Raw genomic sequence first — 21,123 nt, forward strand, 5'->3', positions numbered from 1 at the left:
GGCTCAGCCGAGGATCAGCGCCCGGACCGTCTCGACCGACCGCGCCACCAGCGCCGCGTCGCCCCGCGCCTCGACGTTCAGCCGCAGCAGCGGCTCGGTGTTCGACGACCGCAGGTTCAGCCGCCAGTCGCCGAAATCGAGGCTCAGCCCGTCGGTCAGGTCGCGCGCCCGCGCCTGCGGGCCGAGCGCCGCCTCCACCCGCGCCACCGCCGCCTGCGCATCCGCCACCCGGAAGTTGATCTCGCCCGAGGAGGGGAACCCCGCCCGCATCCGCCCGACCAGGGCCGAGAGCGGCTGGCCGCTCCGCCCCATCAGTTCGGCCACCAGCAGCCAGGGGATCATCCCGGAATCGCAGGCCATGAAGTCGCGGAAATAGTGATGCGCCGACATCTCGCCGCCGTAGACCGCGCCGGTCTGCCGCATCGCCGCCTTCAGGAAGGCATGGCCGGTGCGCGCCAGCACCGCCCTACCGCCGCCGCACGCCACCGCATCCTGCGTCGCCCAGACCACCCGCGGGTCGTGGACGATCGCCGCCCCCGGCTCTTTCTCCAGGAAGGCCGAGGCGAGAAGCGCCACCACATATTCCCCCGGCACGAAGCCCCCCGCCTCGTCGAAGAAGAAGCAGCGGTCGAAATCGCCGTCGAAGGCGATGCCGAGGTCGGCCCCCGCTTCCACCACCGCCCGCGCCGTCACCGGCTGGTTTTCCGGCAGAAGCGGATTGGGGATGCCATTCGGGAAGCTGCCGTCGGGGTCGTGGTGCAGGCGGGTGTAGCGGAAGGGCGCGCCCTGCGCCGCCAGCGCTTCGGCCAGCGCGTCGAAGGTCGGCCCCGCGGCGCCGTTGCCGCAATTGACCAGGACGTGCAGCGGCCGCAGCGCCTGCGGATCGGCGAAGCCCGCCACGCCGGCGACATAGGCCGCCCGCGCCCCCGCCGCCGGCACCACCCTGCCCTGCCCGCCCGGCGGGAAATCCACGCTCTCGGCCAGGTCGTGGACCGCGCGCATGGTGGCGGGGTCCAGCGGCGCCGAACCCGCGCGGACCATCTTCATCCCGTTGTAATCCATCGGATTGTGCGAGGCGGTGACCTCGATCCCGCCCCCGGCGCCGAAATGCGTCACCGCGTGATACATCTCCTCGGTGCCGCAAAGGCCGAGGTCCAGCACCTCCACCCCCGCCGCCAGCAGCCCCTCGACCGCAGCCGCCATCAGCGCCTCGGAAGAGGCCCGGCAGTCGCGGCCGACGCAGACCTTCCGCGCCCCCAGCACATGGGCGAAGGCCCGGCCGATGCGGCGGGCGATGTCCTCGTCCAGTTCCTCGCCGAGGCGGCCGCGGATGTCGTAAGCCTTGAAGCAGCTCAACATTTTGCTCACCGCTTGCCGTAGTAAAGCCCGACGACATGCTCGGCCTCGGCGAAGAACAGCCAGCGGGCGGCGAAGGCGCCGGCCAGGTGCAGCGCGAAGGCCAGCGCCCGCATCCCGGGCAGCGGGACCAGCACCAGCACGGCCGGCAGCGCCGCCGCCAGCACCAGCGCGATGACCCGCAGCTTCGCGGCATGGCGGCGGCCGACGACATGGATCATCTCGCGCAGCAGGTAGTTGCCGGCGGTATGGGCGGGCTCGAACACCTCCGCCCTGCCCAGCCGGTCCAGCCCGGTGGCGGTGCCGAGGGTCTGCGCCGCGGCCGCGAAGGCGCCGTCGCCGCGCTGCCAGCCGTAAAGCAGGCAGGCGCCGAGGATCGGGCACAAGACCGCAGCGGCCCAGCCGGGGGCGGCGAGGATCGCCCCGCCCGCCGCCGCGAAGGCGAAGAAGGTGACGGGCGTGGACCAGTGGTTCCAGCGCGGCACCGTCTTCAGCTGGGCATAGATCATCGAGGTGCAGAGCACGGTCAGGACGCAGAGCCCCGCGCCCCCCCAGCCGATCCAGCGGCCCAGCCCGAGGCCCAGCCAGTCCGACAAGGCCAGCGGCGCCAGCGCCAGCAGCGCCAGCACCGAGGTCCAGCCCTCGCGCGACAGCCAGCTGGACCGCCATTGGGTGAAGGCCAGCAGCGCCCTTTGCGGATTGCCGAGGTGGAAGGTCGAGGCCAGAAGCCCCCCCACCGCCAGCCCGTAGCCGAGGCCCCAGGCGGCGAAGGCCATCCAGCCGGCCACCGGCAGCAGGCCCAGGGCGAGGCAGGCGAGGAAGCCGAAGCCCGCGCCCGACAGCACGGTGAAGACGATGACCGAAGGCGCCGGATGCATCAGATCTTCCCCAGCAGCCGGTCGAGCCAGCCGGCGATGCCGGTGGCCGCCAGCGGCTCCAGCGCCGGCGCGGCGGCGGCGCCCTTCTTCCGCGGCGGCAGGTAGCGGTTGACCGGCTTGGTGCCGAGGTCGGGCATCAGCTCATAGCCCCCCCGCGCCTCGACCAGCCGCGACACCGCGCTGTCGGGGTCGGAGAGGTCGCCGAAATGCCGCGCGCCGGTCGGGCAGGTGCGGACGCAGGCGGGGATGCGGTCCTCCTCGGGCAGGTTGTCGTTGTAGATGCGGTCGACGCAGAGGGTGCATTTCTTCATCACCCCCTGCACGGCATCCATCTCGCGCGCGCCATAGGGGCAGGCCCAGGCGCAGAGGCCGCAGCCGATGCAGGTATCCGGGTTCACCAGCACGATGCCGTCCTCGGCCCGCTTGTAGCTGGCCCCGGTCGGGCAGACGGTCACGCAGGGCGCGTTCTCGCAATGCAGGCAGGAGCGCGGGAAGTTCACCACCTGCGCCGGGCCGTCCTCCGGCCGGACCTGGTAGGAATGCACCCGGTTCAGGAAGGTGCCGGAGGGGTCGGCGCCATAGGGGTCCTGGTCCGACAGCCCGGCGCCCTGGTCGTTCCAGCCCTTGCAGGCGGTCACGCAGGCCTGGCAGCCGACGCAGGTGTCGAGGTCGATCACCAGCCCCAGCCGCTTCTCCACCTTGGCGGGAAGGCAGGTCATGCCGCGCCCTCCCCTGATTTTCGCCGAAAATCAGGATCGAGTTTTCGCAGAAAACTCGTGCCCCTTCCGCCGCCGGCGCGCGGCGGGTCGGGGAGGATCGGGAACTGCGGCTGCGCGCCGCGGCCCGCGGGCCGGTCTTCGGCCGCCACCCGCTCCACCCGCACCCGCTGGTCGAACCAGGCCGCCTGCCCGGTCACCGGATCGGAGTTGGAGAGCCGCCCGTCGCCCGGCAGCAGTTCCGAGATCAGGTGGTTCAGGAGGAACCCCACCACCCCCTCCGGCGCGTCCTTGTCCAGCGCCCAGGCCCCGCGTCTTTTGCCGATGGCGTTCCAGGTCCAGACCGTGTTCGGGTTCAGCGCCGCCATATGCGCCGCCGGCACCTCGATCACCCCGTTGCGCGACGACACCCGCGCCCAGTCGCCGGGCTGGAACCCCTGCCCCTCCCAGATTGCCGTCGGCAGGTAGAGGGCATTGTGCCCCTTGATCTGCCGCAGCCAGGCGTTCTGGCTGCCCCAGCTGTGATACATGTCCATCGGCCGCTGCGTCAGCGCGTGGACCGGATAGCCGTAGTCCGCATCGGCATCGCCATAGGGCGGATACCAGATCGGCAAGGGGTGCATCGCCTGCCGCAGCCGCGCCCGCAGGTGATCCGGCGGCTGGCGGTCGCCCTGCCCCTCGGCGGCCAGCTGGAAGCGCCGCATCGGTTCCGACCAGAGCGAGAACAGATAGGGCTGCGGCGTCTCGTAGAGGCCGAGGCGCACCGCCCAGTCCTGATAGGCGGCATTCCAGGGCTTGAAGAAGGCTGCGCCCTCGGGGACATGGGCCTGACAGAAAGCGCCGTTCTCGATATAGCGCTGCAACTGCGCCGGATTCGGCGCACCGCGGCCGGTCTCGTCGCCGTTGCCGCGGAAGCCCATCAGCGGCCCCACCCCCGGCCGGCGCTGGTGGTTGACGATGTAATCGGCGTAGTCGCGGTATTTCGGGCTGCCGTCCTCGGCCACCATCCCCGGCAGGCCCAGCCTTGCGCCGAGGTCCAGCAGCACCGACTGGAAGCAGCGCACCTCGCGGTCCGGCTGGATCACCGGCCAGCGGATGGCGTCGCCGGCCGCATCGGGCTCGGAGATCGGCCGGTCCAAGAGCGAGATGCAGTCGTGCCGCTCCAGATAGGTGGTGTCGGGCAGGATCAGGTCGGCATAGGCCACCATCTCCGAGGCATAGGCGTCGGAATAGATGATCCGCGGGATGAGATATTCCCCGTCCGCGCCCTTCTCGGTCAGCATCTCCATGACCCGGGCGGTGTTCATCGAGGAGTTCCACGACATGTTGGCCATGTAGAGGAACAGGGTGTCGATCCGGTAGGGATCGCCGGCATGGGCGTTGGGGATCACCATATGCATCAGCCCATGGGCCGAGAACGGGTTCTCCCAGGTGAAGCCCTTGTCGATCCGGGCCGGGCTGCCGTCGGGCAAGAGCGCCAGGTCGTCCGGGCCGCGGACATAGCCCAGATGCGGGCCGGACAACGGCTTGCCCGGGGTGCAGGCGAAATGCGGGGTCGGGTGGGCCTCGACGGGCTTGGGGTAAGGCGGCTTCAGCCGGTATCCGCCGGGGGCCTCGACCGAGCCGAGCAGGATCTGCAACAGGTGCAGGGCGCGGGCGGTCTGGAAACCGTTGGAATGGGCGGAAATCCCCCGCATGGCGTGGAAACTGACCGGGCGGCCCTGCATGGTGTCGTGCCGGTTGCCGCGGAAATCCACCCAGGGACGGTCCAGCGCGAAGGCCCGGTCGAAGGCCGCCTGCGCCAGTTCCGCCGCCAGCCCGCGGATGCGTCCGGCGGGGATGCCGACCCGTTCGGCCACCTGTTCAGGCGCATATTTCGGGTCCAGGTATTCCTCGGCCATGTGACGGAACACCGTGCGGTTGCCCTGCCATTCGGCCCCGAGGTCCGGCTCCACCCCCGGCCCGTCCCAGGGTGCGGGATGGCCGGTGCGGCGGTCGATGACGAAGGGCTGGCGCTCGGCGTTCTTGACCAGCATCCCCTTCTCGGGACCCTCCTCGCCGTTGACCAGCATCGGCGCGTTGGTCCACTGCGCCAGGTAGTCCAGGTCGATCCTGCCCGCCTGCATCAGGCAATGGATCAGCGACAGGATGAACAGCCCGTCCGTCCCCGGCGTGATGCCATACCAGTCGTCGGCCACCGCGGAATAGCCGGTGCGCACCGGGTTGACGCTGATAACCCGCGCGCCGCGCGCCTTCAGCTTGCCGATGCCGATCTTGATCGGGTTGCTGTCGTGATCCTCGGCTACGCCGAACATCACGAAGACCTCGGTCCGCTCCCAATCCGGCTGGCCGAATTCCCAGAACGCGCCGCCGATGGTGTAGATGCCGCCCGCCGCCATGTTGACCGAGCAGAAGCCGCCATGGGCCGCGTAGTTCGGGGTGCCGAAGGCCTGCGCCCACCAGCCGGTGAGGGACTGCGACTGGTCGCGGCCGGTGAAGAAGGCCAGCCTTTCCGGCGCGGTCTCGCGCAAAGGCTTCATCCATTTCACCGCCAGATCGAGGGCCTCGTCCCAACTGATCTCCTCGAAGGCCCCCGATCCGCGCGGCCCCACCCGCCGCAACGGCGCCTTCAGGCGCGAGGGCGCGGTGACCTGCATGATCCCGCTGGCCCCCTTGGCGCAGAGGACGCCCTTGTTGATCGGGTGGTCGCGGTTGCCCTCGATATAGGTGACCCGCCCCTCCTTCAGGTGCACGTTGATGCCGCAGCGGCAGGCGCACATGTAGCAGGTGGTCTGCCGGATCTCGTCAGAGACGGCGGGCGAGGTGTCGATCCGCGGGGCGGTCATGCGCCGGTCTCCTGCAAGGCGCGGGGCGCCGCGATCCGGCGTTGCGTGTCGGCTGGGGTCACTGGCACCTGACTGTCCCTGGCTCTCCGGTCGGGCCTGCGGACCCGGTTGTCGTCCCCGCCAATACCGCCTGCGGCGGCGGTGGCGTCAAGCCCCCGCATCGGCGATCCCGCTGTCACAGCAGCGCCTTGCCCAGGCCGAGCGCGGCCAGCCCGGCCAAGAGCAGCAGGGCGAAGCGGCGGAATTCCCGCGGGTCGGTGCCGAAGAAATGCCGCCCGCCCAGCCAGTTGCCGAGGACCGTCAGCGGCAGCGCCCAGAGCGCGGCCAGCAGCGTGTCGCGGCCGATCATGCCATGCGCCCAGTAGAGCGGCGCGGAATAGAGGTCCAGCAGCGGGAAATAGGCGATCAGCGTCGCCCGGAACACCGGCGCCGGGATCGGCTGGGCGGCGAAGAACGCTGCCAGCGGCAGCCCGCCCATCCCCGGCGCATTTGCCAGGCCCGAGGCCAGCCCCGCCGCCAGGTTCGCGCCCGCCCCGCGCGCCTCGGCCGCCGTCCGCCAGCCCATCAGCAGCACCGCGCACATCGCCAGCACATAGGCCGAGATCGCCGCCCGCGCGGTATCCTCGGAGACCGCCGTCAGCGCCCAGAGGCCGAGCGGCAGCCCGACCGCGGCCCCCAGCATCAAGAGCAGCACCCGCCGCCAGTCGATGTCCGGCCCGGCGCCGCGCCAGGACTGCACCGACATGGCGAATTCCATCACCATCACCACGGCGACGAGGTTCAGCGGATTGGTGACCAGCGCCGATCCGGCGATGACGATGGCCGAATAGCCGAAGCCGGAATAGCCGCGCACGAAGGCGGCGACCAGCACCACCGCCGCAAGCCAGACCGAACCGCCGGCCGTCAGGTCGAAGGGCATCAGCCGGGGCGTGCCATGTCGGAGGGCTCGATCCCCGCCACCGCGACCGGCTTCTTCATCGCGTCGCGGCGGAAGGGCTCGCCCAGTTCCTGGTTGATCATCGCCTCGATCAGCGTGGTCCTGCCCGCCTTCTGGTCGGCCAGCGCCTTGGTCAACGCCTCGCGCAGTTCCTCCATGGTCCGCGCCTGCACGCCTTGCAGCCCGCAGGCCCTGGCGATCCCGGCGTAGGAGACCTTGGTGTCCAGTTCGGTGCCGACGAAGTTGTCGTCGAACCAGAGGGTGGAGTTGCGCTTCTCCGCGCCCCATTGGTAGTTGCGGAAGACGACCATGGTGACGGCGGGCCATTCCTCGCGACCGATGGCGGTCAGTTCGGTCACCGCGATGCCGAAGGCGCCGTCGCCCGAGAAGCCCACGACCGGAGTGTCCGGGCAGGCGATCTTGGCGCCGACCACCGCGGGCAGGCCATAGCCGCAGGGGCCGAACAGGCCCGGGGCAAGGTATTTCCGCCCGGCCTCGAAGGTGGGGTAGGCATTGCCGATGGCGCAATTGTTGCCGATGTCGGAGGAGATGATCGCCTCTTTCGGCAGCGCCGACTGGATCGCCCGCCAAGCCATGCGGGGCGACATCCAGTCCGGCTTGGCGGCGCGGGCGCGTTCGTTCCAGCTGGTGCCGGGATCGTCGGCCTCATGGTCCATCGAGGCCAGTTCCTGCGCCCAGCGGCTCTTGGTGGTCGAGATCAGCGCACGGCGGCTCTCCCTCCCCTCGTCGCCCGCGGTGCCCGAGAGCCGCGACAGGATGCCCTCGGCCACCTTCCTCGCATCGCCGACGATACCGACGGTGACCTTCTTGGTCAGGCCGATGCGGGCGGGGTTGATGTCGACCTGGATGATGGCGGCATCCTTCGGCCAGTAATCGATGCCATAGCCCGGCAGGGTGGAGAACGGGTTGAGCCGCGTGCCCAGCGCCAGCACCACATCGGCCTGCGCGATCAGTTCCATCGCCGCCTTGCTGCCGTTGTAGCCCAAGGGGCCGGCAAACAGCGGATGGCTGCCCGGGAAGGCATCGTTGTGCTGGTAGCCGACGCAGACCGGCGCCTCCAGCCGTTCCGCCAAGGCCATCGAGGCCGGGATCGCCCCGCCGATCACCACCCCGGCGCCGTTCAGGATCACCGGGAACTTGGCCTGCGACAGCAGCTTCGCCGCCTCGTCCAGCGCCGCCTCGCCGCCCTGCGGCCGCTCGAACTCCACGATCCGCGGCAGGTCGATGTCGATCACCTGGGTGAAGAAATCGCGGGGGAAGTTGATCTGCGCCGGGGCCGAGTGGCGCTTGGCGTTCAGGATCACCCGGTTCAGCACCTCGGCCACGCGGGAGGGGTCGCGGACCTCCTCCTGATAGGCCACCATGTCCTTGAACAGCGCCATCTGCTCGACTTCCTGGAAGCCGCCCTGACCGATGGTCTTGTTCGCCGCCTGTGGCGTTACCAGCAGCAAGGGGGTATGATTCCAGTAGGCGGTCTTCACCGCGGTGACGAAATTGGTGATGCCCGGCCCGTTCTGGGCGATCATCATGCTCATCCGCCCGCTGGCGCGGGTATAGCCGTCCGCCATCATCCCGCCCGAGCCCTCATGGGCGCAGTCCCAGAACCGGATGCCGGCGCGGGGGAACAGGTCGGAAATCGGCATGAAGGCCGATCCGATGATGCCGAAGGCATCAGAGATGCCGTGCATCTGCAGCACTTTGACGAAGGCTTCCTCGGTGGTCATCCTCATGGCGCGGTCCCTCTGGCAATGCTTTGCGTCCACGCCCTGACGGCGCGGCCCTTGGGGTGGACTTTACAGCCCCCGGCACCGCGGGCCTTAGGGCCAGCCCCTGCCCCGAGATGCGGCCAGTTTCACCGGCCCAGCGCCCGGCCGATCCGGGCGATTCCCTCGGGAATCCGGTTCGGCGGGATCGAGGAATAGGCGAGGCGGTAGAAGTTCCGCGCCTCGCGCGCCGGATCGAAGAACCCCCGCCCCGGCTCGATCAGCACGCCCTCGGCGCGCAGACGGCGGCCGAGGTCCTCGGTGTCCACCCCTTCCGGCGCGGCCATCCAGAATGACGAGCCGCCGAAGCCGCCCTGCCCCGCCACCCGCAGCCCGGCCTCGGCGATGGCCTCCTCCATCACCTGCCGCCGCCGCTTGAAGGCCGCGCGCATCCGGTTGATCAGCGCGTCGTAATGGCCCTCGGCCAGGAAATAGGCCACCGTGCGCTGGCTGTGGCCGGGCGGGTGCTTCAGCACCATCGACCGCAGGGCGCGGGCCTCGGCGATGAAGCTGGGCGGGCCGACCAGATAGCCGAGCCGCATTCCCGGGAAGATCGACTTCGAGAACGACCCGGCGTAGATCACCCGCCCGCCTTTATCCAGCGATTTCAAGGCCGGCGAGACCGGCTTCAGGAAGGACATCTCGAATTCGTAATCGTCCTCCACCACCACGAAATCCTCGCGGCTGGCGGCCTCCAAGAGCGCCAGCCGCCGCTCCAGCGGCATGGTGGCATTGGTCGGGCATTGATGGCTGGCGGTGGTGAAGACCACATCGGCCGGCGGCAGCCGCACCGGCAGGCCGCCTTCGTCCACGTCCACCGATGCCACTCCAGCCCCGCAGGTCTGCAGGATGCGCCGCAGCCCGGGGTAACAGGGGTTCTCGACCACCGCCCGCCGCCCCGGCGCCAGCAGCACCGTCGCCGCCAGCCAGAGCGCGTTCTGCGCCCCCATGGTCAGCAGCACCTCCTCCGCCCCCGCGGCGATGCCCCGGCGCGGCAGGATCACCCGCAGGATCTGCTCGATCAGCAACGGGTCGTCGCGTTCGTAGTAATCCGAGGTCAGCGAGTCGAAATCCCGCCGCCCCAGCGCCCGCAGGGCACAGGCGCGCCAGTTCTGGTGGTCGAACAGCGTCGGATCGGCCTGGCCGTAGATGAAGGGATAGGGAAACCGCTCCCAATCCCCCGGCCGGTCCACCCCGGCCATCGCCCGAGTGAAGCGGGCCGAGGACAGCGCGGCATAATCCACCTCCTCCTGCGGCCGGGCGGCGGCGGGAAACTCCGGCGCGCGAGGGGCGTTGTCGGAGACGTAATAGCCCGACCGCCCCCGCGCGGTCAGGTAGTCCGAGGAGACCAGGTCGGCATAGGCCAGCGTCACCGTGATCCGGCTGACCCCCAGATGCTCCGCCAGCCCGCGCGACGACGGCATCCGCTGCCCCGGCCGGAACCGCCCGGCAAGGATACCCTCTGTCACCATCGCCCGGATGCGGCGCTGCAGCGTGCCGCCCGGCCCGGCAGTCAGGAAGAAGGCTTCGACGGGAATCGACATTCTGGCCTCATCCGGGGCGGCAACTGGCCCCATCAAGGCTCCTGCGCGCGCGGAATGTCAACCGGAGTGCCTTGCAGCAACCGCGGATGCCTCCGGCGGGAGTATTTCTTGCCAAGATGAAGGAGCATGTCTTCATCTTGGCAAAAATACTCTGGGGGTTTGGGGGTGAAACCCCCAAGGCTTCCGCCCGGAGCGCCTGCATGGCGAACGCTCCGGGCGGAGGCAAGGGGTTCAGCCGAAGACCTTGGTCAGCGCCTTGTCGATGGCGCCGGTGATCTCGTCGATGTCGTCGGGCGTGGCGATCAGCGCCGGCGACAGGCAGAGGGTGTTGTTCAACCCGGGCAGCGAACGGTTGGTCATGCCGATGATCACCCCCTGCGCATTGCAGTCGGCCACCACGGCGGCGACCTTCTTCTCGTCCATCGGCTCCTTGGTCTGGCGGTCGGCCACGAGTTCGGCGCCGAGGAACAGGCCCGCGCCGCGCACGTCGCCGATGACCTTGTGCTTCTCCATCAGCCCGCGCAGGTTGGAAAGGCAGCGCTCGCCCATCTTCTGCGTGTTCTCCAGCAGCCCCTCGTCCTCGATGATCCGCATGTTCTCCAGCGCCGCCGCCGGGCCGGAGGTGCAGCCGCCGAAGGTGGAGATGTCGCGGAAGTAGCTCAGCGGATCGGCGGCGTCATTCTTGAACATATCGAACACCGCCTCGGTGGTAACGGTGCAGGAGATCGCCGCATAGCCCGAGGCGACGCCCTTGGCCATGGTCACGAAATCCGGCTTGATGCCGTAGTTCTGGTAGCCGAACCACAGCCCGGTGCGGCCGACGCCGCAGACCACTTCGTCGATGTGCAGCAGGATATCGTATTTTTTGCAGATTTCCTGCACCCGCTCCCAATATCCCTTCGGCGGCACGATCACCCCGCCGCCCGCCGTCACCGGTTCCAGCACGATGGCGCCGACGGTATCCGGGCCCTCGCGCAGGATCACCTCCTCGATGGCATCCGCCGCCCGCTCGCCGTAGTTCTCGACATCCCATTGCTTGCGGTATTCCAGGCAATGCGGGACCATGACGAAGCCGTCCGGGAAGGGCCCGTATTGCATCGCCCGCTCCGCCTGGCCCGAGGTCGCCAGCGCGCCGATGGTGGTGCCGTGGTAGTCGCGCTCGCGGTAGAGGATCTTCCATTTCTTGCCGCCGTGGACCCGGTGCGACAGCTGGCGCACCATCTTGTAGACCTTCTCGTTCGCCTCCGAGCCCGAGTTGGAATAGTAGACCCGGCTCATCCCCGGCATCTTCTCGATCAGCTTCTCGGCGAAGAGCGCCCCGGGAACCGAACCGCCGACGCCGGCGAAGTAGTTCATCTTGATCAGCTGGTCGCGCACCACATTGGCGATGCTTTCCCGGCCATAGCCCACGTTCACCGTCCAGACCGCGCCCGAGACCGCGTCGAGATATTCCCGGCCCGCGGCATCCCAGACCCGCATCCCCTTGCCCTCGACGATGACGCGGGGATCGACGGTCTCGAACTGCTTGTGGTTGACGAGGTGGTGCCAGACATGGGCGCGGTCGGCCTCGACCACGCGGCTCATGTCGTTCATTCCGCTGATGCCTTCCATGGCATGATCCTTCCCGGGAGTTTCGCTGCCGCCATTATCGGGGAAAAGCCCGCGCCGGATTAGGACCAGACCGCGGGCCCGATTAGCGCCAGTTATGGCGGCGCCGGCTGCTGTGGAATCGCCGAAAATCCGCGGCAATCGCCTTCGCCCGGCAATGATTCCTTAAACAGCCGCCCGCTATCACTGCCGGGCGGTTCCCGCGCCGGGCGTGCCTCCCGGACGGGCGCCGGGGCAGAGAGGACAGCACCAGATGACAGCACCGCCTGAATTCACCCTGCCGGAGCGGATTTCCGTGACGGGCGAGAACGCGCTCCTCCCCTTCCTGCGCGCCCACCCGGATGCGGCGGTGCAGGTCTCGGCCGCCCGGCTGCGCCGGCTGGACACGCCGCTGGTCCAGGCCCTGCTCGCCGCAGCCGCCGACCGGCGCGCCCGCGGCATTCCCTTCCGGCTGACCGAGCTGGCGCCGGAGCAGGCGGCGCATTTGGCCGCGCTCGGCGTCACCGCGGCGATGCTGGACACCGGGGGGGCGGCATGACGATCCGGGTGCTTGCCATCGACGACAGCCGCACCATCCGCAACCTCGTCCGCAAGGCGATGGAGGAGGCGGGCTTCGCCTGCACCACCGCCGACGACGGCGTGCAGGGGGTGGAACGCTTCGCCGAGGTCGATCCCGATGTGGTGATCACCGACATCAACATGCCGCGGCTGGACGGTTTCGGCGTGATCGACGCCATCCGCGGCGGCGGCGGCAACCGGACCGTGCCGATCCTGGTCCTCACCACCGAATCGGCCGAGGAGCTGAAGGCCCGCGCCCGCCGCGCCGGGGCCACCGGCTGGATCGTGAAGCCGTTCGAGGACACGGCGATCGTCTCGGTCGTCCGCCGCGTCACCGGCGCAAGGGGGTAGCCATGGCATCGATGAACGCGATCCGCGACAGTTTCTTCGAGGAATGCGAGGAACTGCTGGAGGCGCTGGCCGAGGGGCTGGCGCTGATGGCCAGGGGCGCCCACGACGCCGAGACGGTGAACGCCGTCTTCCGCGCGGTGCATTCGGTCAAGGGCGGCGCCGGAGCCTTCGCGCTGGAGGCGCTGGTGGCCTTCGCGCATCGGTTGGAGACCGTGCTGGACGGGCTGCGCGCCGGCCGCATCGCGCTGACGGCCGAGGTGATGCATGTCCTTCTGCGCTCGGCCGACCATCTGGCCGACCAGGTGGAGGCGGCGCGCGACGGCACCGCGGTGGGGCCAGAGGCGACGGCGGGGTTCCTGTCCAACCTCGATGCCGTGCTCGGCGGCCCACCCACGCCGGTGGCGGAAGAGGACCCCTGCTTCGGCTTCGCCGCCCTGCCGCTGGACCTGGGCCTGCCGGCGGAGGAGGCGCCGCAGGTCTACCGGATCCGCTTCCATCCCCACCCGGCGCTTTTCGCCAACGGCCACGACCCGGCGCTGATCCTGGCCGCGCTGGCCGACCTCGGCGCGCTGGAGGTCACGCTGGACTGCTCCGGCCTGCCGCCCTGGCCGGCGTTCGATCCCGCCGCCAGCTACCTGTCCTGGACCCTCCACCTGACCACGGCGGAGCCGGAGACCGTGCTGCACGAGGTGTTCGAATTCGTCGAAGGTCTCTGCGATCTGGAGATCCTGCCCGAGGCTTCCGCGCCCGCGGAGGAAGCGCCCGAACCGGAACCCGCCCCCGCAGCCGCCCCGCCCGCCGACCCGCCCCCGAAGCGCGAGGCCCGGCCTGCCGAGGAGGACGGCGCCGAGGGCCGCGGCCCCAAGCCCACCCTGCGGGTGGACCTGGAACGGGTGGACCGGCTGATCAACGCCGTGGGTGAACTGATCATCAACCAGGCGATGATCGAGCAGAGCATCTCGGTCCTGTCGCTGCCCGCCGACGCCGAGGTGATCGCCCATGTCGAGGATTACCGCCTCTTGGCCCGCGACATCCAGGAAGCGGTGATGGCGATCCGTGCCCAGCCGGTGAAGCCGCTGTTCCAGCGCATGTCCCGCATCCTGCGCGAGGCCGCCGAGGCCACCGGCAAGCAGGCCCGGCTGATCACCCTGGGCGAGGCGACCGAGGTCGACAAGACCGTGATCGAGCGGCTGGCCGACCCGCTGACCCACATGATCCGCAACGCGGTGGACCACGGGCTGGAGCCGCCCGACCGCCGCGCCGCCGCCGGCAAGGACCCCGAGGGCACCATCCGCCTGCAGGCCGCCCACCGTTCCGGCAGCGTGGTCATCACGCTGCGCGACGACGGCGCCGGGCTGGACCGCGCCCGCATCCTGGCCAGGGCGGTGGCCAAGGGCCTGGTCCCGGCCGAGGCCGAACTCGGCGAGGCCGAGATCGACAACCTTCTGTTCCTGCCCGGCTTTTCCACCGCCGAGCAGGTCTCCAGCCTCTCCGGCCGCGGCGTCGGGCTGGATGTGGTCAGGAACGCCGTCGCCGCGCTCGGCGGCCGGGTCGCCATCGCCTCCACCCCCGGCGAGGGCACCGAATTCACCATCTCGCTGCCGCTGACGCTGGCGGTGATGGACGGGATGGTGATCTCGGTCGCCGGCCAGACCATGGTGGTGCCGATCAATTCGGTGATCGAGACCATCCGCCCCGGCCCCGGCGACCTGCACCGGATCGGCACCGGCGAAAGCCTGCTGGCGATGCGCGGCCGCTTCATCCCGATGATCGACGTGGCGGCCGCCCTCGGCTTCCCGGACCGCGATCCCGGCGAGCCGCCGCTGCTCTTGCTGGTGGAAACCGAAAGCCAGAGCCAATGCGCGCTGGTGGTCGATGCGGTGCAGGACCAGCGGCAGGTGGTGATCAAGGGGCTGGAGTCGAACTACGGCGCCATCCCGGGCATCTCGGCCGCCACCGTCCTCGGCGACGGCCAGATCGCGCTGATCCTCGACGCCGATGCCCTGACCTCCACCCGTGCCGCCCGTCCCGCCGCCGCCTGAACAGGAGAGACCGATGCACAGCCCCGACACCCGCCCCGCCGATGCGGAATTCGTCACCTTCCAGGCCGGCGGGCAGAGCTTCTCGCTCGACATCACCCAGGTCCGCGAGATCCGCCGCTGGACCGCGGTGACGCCGCTGCCCCACGCGCCGAAGGAGGTGCTGGGGGTGATGAACCTGCGCGGCTCGGTGATCCCGATCTACGACCTCTCGGCCCGTTTCGGCCTCGGCCCCACCCCGGAAAGCCCGCGCAACGTGGTGGTGGTGGCGATGATCGACGGCCAGACCGTCGGCCTCCTGGTCGAGGCGGTGTCGGAAATCCTCTCCGTCGCCCGCGACCGCATCCAGGACACCCCGGACATAAGGTCCGAGACCGCGCGGCAGAGCATCACCGGCGTCATCCCGGTGGACGAGGGCATGACCCGGGTGATCGACCTCGCCGCGGTGATCCAGGCCCGCGCCCGGCAGGCCGCCTGATGGCCCTGCTGGCCCCTCCTCCGGCGGCACCGGGCGACCCTCCCTTCACCGCCCGCGATTTCGACCGCATCGCCGCCTTCGCCTATCGCGAATTCGGCCTTTCCTTGCAGGAGTCGAAGAAGGACCTGGTCTATTCCCGGCTGGTCCGGCGGCTGCGGGCGCTGCGCCTTTCCGGCTTCCAGCCCTATTGCGACCTGCTCGAAGGCCCCGAGGGCCGGGCCGAGCACGACGCGGTGGTCTCGGCCCTGACCACCAACGTCACCCATTTCTTCCGCGAGCCGCACCACTTCGACCTTCTCGCCGCCCTGGCGGTGAAGCCGCGGCTTCAGGCGCTGCGGGCGGGGGAAAGGCTGCGGATCTGGTCGGCCGGCTGCTCGGCCGGGATGGAGCCCTATTCCATCGCCATGACCCTGCTCGACGCCCTGCCCGAGGCCGCGCAGCTGAACATCCGCATCCTCGCCACCGATGTCGACCCGGCGATCCTGGCCCGCGCCCGCGAGGCCCGGTTCACCGACGAGGAGGTCCGGCCGATCCCCGCGCGGATGAAACCCTGGGCGCTGGTCCCGGCCGGCGAGGGCCGGCACGGCATCGCCCCGAAACCCGCCCGGATGGTGCGCTTCGCCGGGCTGAACCTGATGCAGGACTGGCCCGTCCGCGGCCCCTTCGACGCCATCTTCTGCCGCAACGTGGCGATCTATTTCGACAAGCCGACGCAAGCCCGGCTCTGGCAGCGCTTCGCCGGGCTGCTGGCGCCCGGGGGCCTGCTGTTCATCGGCCATTCCGAACGGCTGGGCGGCCCGGCCGAGGCCGCCTTCGCCTCGGTCGGCATCACCGCCTACCGCAAGACCGGGACCTCCGCAGGAAGGAAGGAAACCGCATGAGCCTGAGGGACTCGCTGCGCGTGATGGTGGTCGACGACATGTCGGTCAGCCGGGCGCTGATCTCGCAATCGCTGGAGGAGATCGGCATCCGCCATGTCGCGACCGAAGCCGACAGCAGGGCCGCGCTCGGCAAGCTGGCGGCCAATCCGGTGCATCTGGTGATCTCGGACATGAACATGCCGGGCCTGTCGGGGCTGGACCTGCTGGGGGCGATCCGGCAGAACCGCAACACCCAGCGGATGGGATTCATCCTGATCACCGGCACGCCGACGCCGGAAATCCTGCAGAAGGGTCAGCAGCTTGGCCTGAACAACCTGATCCGCAAGCCCTTCACCACCGCCACCGTCAAGGCCAGCATCGAGCGCGTGGTCGGCCCGCTATGACCGGGCTGGCCGAGCTGCTGCGGCGCACGGCGGCGGAGATCCGGCGCTGCCGCGGGATGGTGATCCGGCTGGAGGATGCGGTCCACGGTCTGGTCGACGGCCCGTCCGGCGCGGCCTTGCAGGACCTGCAGGCGATCGACCTCCTGGACCAGCGGCTGCACGACCTCGCGCTCTGGACCGAGGCGCTGGCCGCCGCCGCCGGGACGGCCCGGGCGGACCGCAGCGGCGCCGACCTGGCCCGCGGGTTGCTGCTGGCCGAGATGCGCCGGGCGCTCGGCGGCGCCGAGGCGGGCGACACCCCCGCCGCAGGACATACCGAGTTCTTCTGACACCCCGGAAAACGCCTCGGATTTGATCCTTCGCCGCCGGCCTTAACCCTTCGGAAGCCTCTCCCGCCGCAAGCTGCCCCCGACCGCCCGCCAGGACCCCGCCATGCTCCGCCCCGCCCTGCCCATCCGCCTCAAGGTTCCCGCCGCCGTGATCGGCCTCAGCCTGCTGGTCGCCGGGATCACCCTGGCGCTGGCCTGGCTGACCCTGCGCGACCTGGCCGTGCAGGAGGCCGAGGCCCGCGTCGCCCGCATCCTTCGGGCCGAGGAGGAGGCGGTCGCCCGCTGGCTCGCCGACACCGGCGCCGGGGCCGCGGCGCTGGCCGCCAGCCCGACGGTGGCGAAATCGCTCGGCCAGTTGCGCGCCTCGGTGCAGGACTTGGGCGAGACCGCCTTCGACCAGTTGCGCGCGGCCTATGTCACCGGCAACCCCCATCCGCCCGGCGAACGGGCCCGGCTGGCCAAGGCCGAGGGCAAGGGCGGCTATCATTTCCGGCACGAGGCGCTGCACCGCTATTTCGACACCGTGGTCGCCCGGGCGGGCTATGCCGATGTCCTGCTGATCGGCCCGGACGGCGACGTGCTCTACAGCCACGCCAAGGCGGAGGATTTTGCCACCAACCTGAGGAGCGGCCCCTACAGGGACAGCGAACTGGCCCGGACCGTCGCCCGCGCCGCCGCGCTGGCCCCGGGCGAGGTGGCGGTCTCGGACTTCCTGCCCGATCCGGCGGCCGGCGCGGTGGCGATGGTCCTCGCCACCCCGGTCGACGACGGCTACGGCAATCCGGCCGGGGTGCTGGCGGTCCGGCTGCCGCCCGGCCTCTTGCAGCGCATCGTCGCCGATGCCGCCGGTGGAGGTGTCGGGATGGAGGTCTATGTCGCCGGCCCCGACGGGCTGGCCCGGGCCGCGGTGGGCGGGATCGCGCCGGGGACACCGCTGCTGCCCCTGCCGCATCTGGCGGAGCCGGGCGGGACAGCCGATGCACCGCTGCAATCGGGGCGGACGGGTTTCGCCCGCTCGACGCCCGTGGCGCTGCCCGGCGGGGACCCCTGGCTCCTCGCGGTCGAGCTGGACCGGGAGGCGGCCATGGCGGGGCCCGAGGAATTCCTGCGCCGCAGCCTGAGCTTCGGCGCCGCAGCCCTGCTGGCCGTCGGCGCCGCGGGGCTGGTGCTGGCGCGCTCGATCACCGGCCCGGTGGCGCGGCTCTGCACGGCGATGGCCGCGGTCGGGGCGGGCGACCTGCAGGCCGCCATTCCCGGCACCGCCCGCCGCGACGAGGTGGGCGCCATGGCCCGCGCGCTGGAGGAGTTGCGCGCCCGTCTGGCCGACTCGCGCGCCCGGGACGCGGAGCGGCAGGCGGCGCGCGAGGCCGACGACCGGGCGGTGGACGCGCTGCGGCAGGCCCTGGGGGACCTGTCGGCGGGCGACCTGACGCTGCGGCTGGAGGCGGCCTTCCCCGCCGGGCTGGACCGGCTGCGGCAGGATTTCAACCGGGCCATCGGACGGGTGAACGAAGCCATGGCCGATGTGGTCGGGGCGGCCGGCGGCATCGGCCGGGCGGCCGGAGAGGTGGGCCGGTCCGCCGCCGACCTGTCGCGCCGGACCGAGACCCAGGCCGCCACGCTGGAGGAAACCGCCGCCGCGCTGGACCAGCTGACCGCCTCGGTCCGCGGCACCGCCGAGGGCGCGCGCCATGTCGAGCGGCTGACCCGCGACGCCCGGGCCGAGGCCGGACAGGGCGCCGAGGTGGTGCGATCCGCCGTCGCCGCGATGACCGGGATCGAGACCTCGGCCCGCCACATCGGCCAGATCATCGGGGCGATCGACGACATCGCCTTCCAGACCAGCCTGCTGGCGCTGAACGCCGGGGTGGAAGCCGCACGGGCGGGCGAGGCCGGCAAGGGCTTCGCCGTGGTGGCCTCGGAGGTGCGGGCGCTGGCGCAAAGGTCCTCGGCCGCGGCGAAAGAGATCGCGGCGCTGGTCGCCGCCTCCGGCCGGCAGGTCGAGGCCGGCGTTACCCGGGTGGCGGAGACCGGCGCGGCGCTGGACCGCATCCTCCGCCGGGTCGAGGAGATCGCCGCGCTGGTTTCCGGCATCGCCCGGGCCGCGGCGGACCAGTCCGGCGGGCTGTCCGAAGTGAATGCCGGGATGATCCAGCTGGACGGCGTGACCCAGCAGAACGCCGCCATGGCGGCGGAGGCCGAAGCCGCCGGCGCGGCCATGGCCCGCAGCGCGGCGCATCTGCAGGAGCTGGTGGCGCGCTTCCGCACCGCCCCGGCGGCGGAGCCGGAAACGGCGCTTCCGCCGCCCGGCCCCCCGTCCGATGCCGGGGAGGCCGGTTTCCCCTCCCCGCCGGCCGAAAAACCCGCCTTCGTGGCAGACACCAGCGTCGGGATGCCTTCTGGCAGGCACAGCACCGCGCCGCGCCTGAGGGCCGCCTCCTGATGCCGCCCGCGGCGGCATCCCGCCGCGCGTCCCTTCCCGGAAAGACCCGTCATGAGTGCGATCCCCACCGTCATCGTCACCGCCAGCCCGCTGGCGCTCTCCCGGCTCGGCCGCGCGCTGGAGGGGCTGGAGGAGCTGCGGCTCTGCGGCCGGGCCAGCGACCTGTCCGGCGCCTATGTCCGGGTCGAGGAGGTCGAGCCGAAGCTGGTGATCCTCGGCCCCGAACTGATGCGGCACCCGGACTTCCCCGGCCTGCTGGCGATGTTCCGGGTGATGGGCATCGCCTGGATGCGCATCGCCTCCGGCCCGCCGCCGCCCGGGGCCGGCGGGCAGGCCCCGGCGCTGGACCCGGCGCTGCCGCCGGCGGCGATGCTGGCGGCGATCCGGGCGGCGCTGGCCCGGCCCGCCGCCCCGCCCGCGCCGGTGCCGCCGAAAGTGCCGGCGGTCACCGGCCGCAGCCGGGCCGACCGCTTCATCCTGATCGGCGCCTCCACCGGCGGGATCGACGCCTTGTCGCGGGTGCTGTCGGTCTTCCCGGCCGACTGCCCGCCCACCGCCATCGTCCAGCACACCGGCGCGGCCTTCTCGGGCAGCCTGATCCGCCTGCTCGACCGCGCCTGCGCCGCCCGGGTGCTGGCCGCGCAGCCGGGCGCGCCCTTCCTGCCCGGCATGGTGGTGGTCGGAGCCGGCTGCGGCGGCCACCTGCGGCTGCTGCCGGGACTGCCGCCGCGGGTCGAGGTCGCTTCGGGCAACCCGGTGTCCGGCCACCTGCCCTCGGTCGACGAACTCTTCCGCTCCGCGCTGCCCTTCGCGCCGCGGGTGACGGCGGCGCTGCTGACCGGCATGGGCCGCGACGGCGCCCAGGGGATGCTGGAGCTGCGCCGCGCCGGCGCCGCCACCCTGGCGCAGGACGAGGCGAGCTCGGTCGTCTACGGGATGCCGCGCGCCGCCTGGGAGACCGGCGCCGCCGCCGAGCGGCTGCCGCTGGACCGCATCGGCCCCGCCCTGCTGGCCCGCTGCGCCGAACCGCGGGCGGAGGGCGGCCGGTGATGCATTTCGCCCCGCGGATGATGCAGGTGGTGCAGGGCGAATTCCGCGTCTCCGCCGATCCGGGCGAGGAATTGTCCACGATCCTCGGCTCCTGCATCGCCGCCTGCATCTGGGATCCGGGCCGCGGTATCGGCGGCATGAACCATTTCCTGCTGGCGCAGTCGCTGGGCAATTCCTCCGCGCCGGACAACCGCTACGGCGTCCATGCGATGGAGGTGCTGATCAACGGCCTTCTGCGCGCCGGGGCGCGGCGCGAGGCGTTGCAGGCCAAGCTGTTCGGCGGCGCGAAGATCGCCGCCAACCTGCGCGACATCGGCGCCTCCAATGCCGATTTCGCCCGCGGCTTCCTGCGGACGGAGGGGATCGCCTGCCGCGCCGAAAGCCTGGGCGGCACCCGGGCGCGGCGGGTCAGCTTCCACCCCGCCACGGGACGGGCACGGCAATTGCTGATCCCGAACGACCAGCTGGACGAGACCCCGCTGCGCAGCCCGCCGAGGCCGGCGGCGGGGACCAGCATCGAGCTGTTCTGAAAGGCGCGATGCCGGCAGGCGGAGGAAAGCGCCGCAGCGGGTCCGGCCGGCAGAGCGTCCATCCGCGGACTGCCGGACTTGCAGAACGCTCCGCAGGAGGCTCCTTCGCCGCGCCAAGGAAAGGCGTCCTCGGCTGCAAGAAAACTCCGCATCGCGCAGCCGGCAAGGGGCCGGGCCGGCATCCGGCGCCGGAAGGGCCGCGGCAGGGCCGGGCGGGATGAGGCGAGGCACTGCCTCGCCCCCCGCCCCTGCGGGACATGTCACCCGGAGACGGCAGTGGCACAAGACCCCGAGAGGCCAGCGCCCGACCGGGCGGGCGAGAAGCGCCCGCCGAGGGCGGGCGGGCGCTGGCCGGGCCTTTGGGGCCCGGCCGGGACAAGGGGAAGCGTTGTGCTGTGGCGAAGGCACACGC

The 21,123-nt window shown here is 71.3% G+C and carries 18 protein-coding genes; 10 read left to right on the plus strand and 8 right to left on the minus strand.

Features of this window, described 5'->3' with window-relative positions; genetic code table 11:
- Positions 1–3: 3 nt before the first annotated feature.
- The 8 genes from G5B31_RS16590 to tpa form a co-directional block, all read right to left on the minus strand.
- A complete protein-coding gene (locus tag G5B31_RS16590) occupies positions 4–1,359 on the minus strand; it encodes a phosphomannomutase (RefSeq protein ID WP_165019322.1) in 1,356 nt (451 codons plus the stop codon).
- A 5-nt stretch (positions 1,360–1,364) separates the two neighbouring features.
- Entirely contained in the window at positions 1,365–2,234 is an 870-nt protein-coding gene (locus G5B31_RS16595; RefSeq protein ID WP_165019323.1) for a DmsC/YnfH family molybdoenzyme membrane anchor subunit, read from the minus strand.
- Positions 2,234–2,953 carry a 4Fe-4S dicluster domain-containing protein gene (locus G5B31_RS16600; RefSeq protein ID WP_165019324.1) on the minus strand — a complete coding sequence of 240 codons (720 nt, stop codon included), beginning with the start codon at positions 2,951–2,953 and terminating at the stop codon, positions 2,234–2,236. The genes G5B31_RS16595 and G5B31_RS16600 overlap by 1 nt, the downstream gene beginning before the upstream one ends.
- Positions 2,950–5,796 carry a molybdopterin-dependent oxidoreductase gene (locus G5B31_RS16605; RefSeq protein ID WP_165019325.1) on the minus strand — a complete coding sequence of 949 codons (2,847 nt, stop codon included), beginning with the start codon at positions 5,794–5,796 and terminating at the stop codon, positions 2,950–2,952. The genes G5B31_RS16600 and G5B31_RS16605 overlap by 4 nt, the downstream gene beginning before the upstream one ends.
- 175 nt (positions 5,797–5,971) lie before the next feature.
- Positions 5,972–6,715, minus strand: coding sequence for a sulfite exporter TauE/SafE family protein (locus tag G5B31_RS16610; RefSeq protein WP_165019326.1), 744 nt, complete (start codon positions 6,713–6,715; stop codon positions 5,972–5,974).
- On the minus strand, positions 6,715–8,484 hold the full coding sequence (gene xsc / locus G5B31_RS16615) for a sulfoacetaldehyde acetyltransferase (RefSeq protein WP_165019327.1): 1,770 nt from the start codon (positions 8,482–8,484) through the stop codon (positions 6,715–6,717). Before xsc ends, G5B31_RS16610 begins: the two co-directional genes overlap by 1 nt.
- A gap of 122 nt (positions 8,485–8,606) precedes the next feature.
- A complete protein-coding gene (locus G5B31_RS16620) occupies positions 8,607–10,061 on the minus strand; it encodes a PLP-dependent aminotransferase family protein (RefSeq protein WP_165019328.1) in 1,455 nt (484 codons plus the stop codon).
- A gap of 231 nt (positions 10,062–10,292) precedes the next feature.
- Positions 10,293–11,672 (minus strand): hypotaurine--pyruvate aminotransferase Tpa, encoded by a 1,380-nt coding sequence (gene tpa / locus G5B31_RS16625; protein ID WP_165019329.1) that lies wholly within the window; start codon positions 11,670–11,672, stop codon positions 10,293–10,295.
- A gap of 250 nt (positions 11,673–11,922) precedes the next feature.
- On the opposite strand from tpa, the gene G5B31_RS16630 reads away from it, so the two are divergent.
- From G5B31_RS16630 to G5B31_RS16675, 10 genes are all read left to right on the plus strand, one after another.
- Positions 11,923–12,207: an STAS domain-containing protein gene (locus G5B31_RS16630; protein ID WP_165019330.1), complete on the plus strand. Its 285-nt coding sequence runs from the start codon at positions 11,923–11,925 to the stop codon at positions 12,205–12,207.
- Positions 12,204–12,578, plus strand: coding sequence for a response regulator (locus tag G5B31_RS16635; protein ID WP_165019331.1), 375 nt, complete (start codon positions 12,204–12,206; stop codon positions 12,576–12,578). Before G5B31_RS16630 ends, G5B31_RS16635 begins: the two co-directional genes overlap by 4 nt.
- Before the next feature lie 2 nt (positions 12,579–12,580).
- Positions 12,581–14,620, plus strand: a complete 2,040-nt coding sequence (locus G5B31_RS16640) for a chemotaxis protein CheA (protein ID WP_165019332.1) — start codon at positions 12,581–12,583, stop codon at positions 14,618–14,620.
- A 13-nt stretch (positions 14,621–14,633) separates the two neighbouring features.
- On the plus strand, positions 14,634–15,095 hold the full coding sequence (locus G5B31_RS16645; protein WP_165019333.1) for a chemotaxis protein CheW: 462 nt from the start codon (positions 14,634–14,636) through the stop codon (positions 15,093–15,095).
- A complete protein-coding gene (locus G5B31_RS16650; protein WP_165019334.1) occupies positions 15,095–15,976 on the plus strand; it encodes a protein-glutamate O-methyltransferase CheR in 882 nt (293 codons plus the stop codon). The genes G5B31_RS16645 and G5B31_RS16650 overlap by 1 nt, the downstream gene beginning before the upstream one ends.
- Positions 15,973–16,359 (plus strand): response regulator, encoded by a 387-nt coding sequence (locus tag G5B31_RS16655; protein ID WP_165019335.1) that lies wholly within the window; start codon positions 15,973–15,975, stop codon positions 16,357–16,359. Before G5B31_RS16650 ends, G5B31_RS16655 begins: the two co-directional genes overlap by 4 nt.
- Positions 16,356–16,688, plus strand: a complete 333-nt coding sequence (locus G5B31_RS16660; protein ID WP_165019336.1) for a hypothetical protein — start codon at positions 16,356–16,358, stop codon at positions 16,686–16,688. The genes G5B31_RS16655 and G5B31_RS16660 overlap by 4 nt, the downstream gene beginning before the upstream one ends.
- A 103-nt stretch (positions 16,689–16,791) precedes the next feature.
- Entirely contained in the window at positions 16,792–19,131 is a 2,340-nt protein-coding gene (locus G5B31_RS16665) for a methyl-accepting chemotaxis protein (protein ID WP_165019337.1), read from the plus strand.
- Positions 19,132–19,182: 51 nt separating this feature from the next.
- Positions 19,183–20,181, plus strand: a complete 999-nt coding sequence (locus tag G5B31_RS16670) for a CheB methylesterase domain-containing protein (protein ID WP_165019338.1) — start codon at positions 19,183–19,185, stop codon at positions 20,179–20,181.
- Positions 20,181–20,711 (plus strand): chemotaxis protein CheD, encoded by a 531-nt coding sequence (locus G5B31_RS16675; protein WP_165019339.1) that lies wholly within the window; start codon positions 20,181–20,183, stop codon positions 20,709–20,711. Before G5B31_RS16670 ends, G5B31_RS16675 begins: the two co-directional genes overlap by 1 nt.
- The last annotated feature ends 412 nt before the right edge of the window (positions 20,712–21,123 follow it).

This window comes from Rhodobacter sp. SGA-6-6, from assembly GCF_011043545.1.
In the GTDB taxonomy this organism is placed as follows: Bacteria; Pseudomonadota; Alphaproteobacteria; order Rhodobacterales; family Rhodobacteraceae; genus Pseudogemmobacter.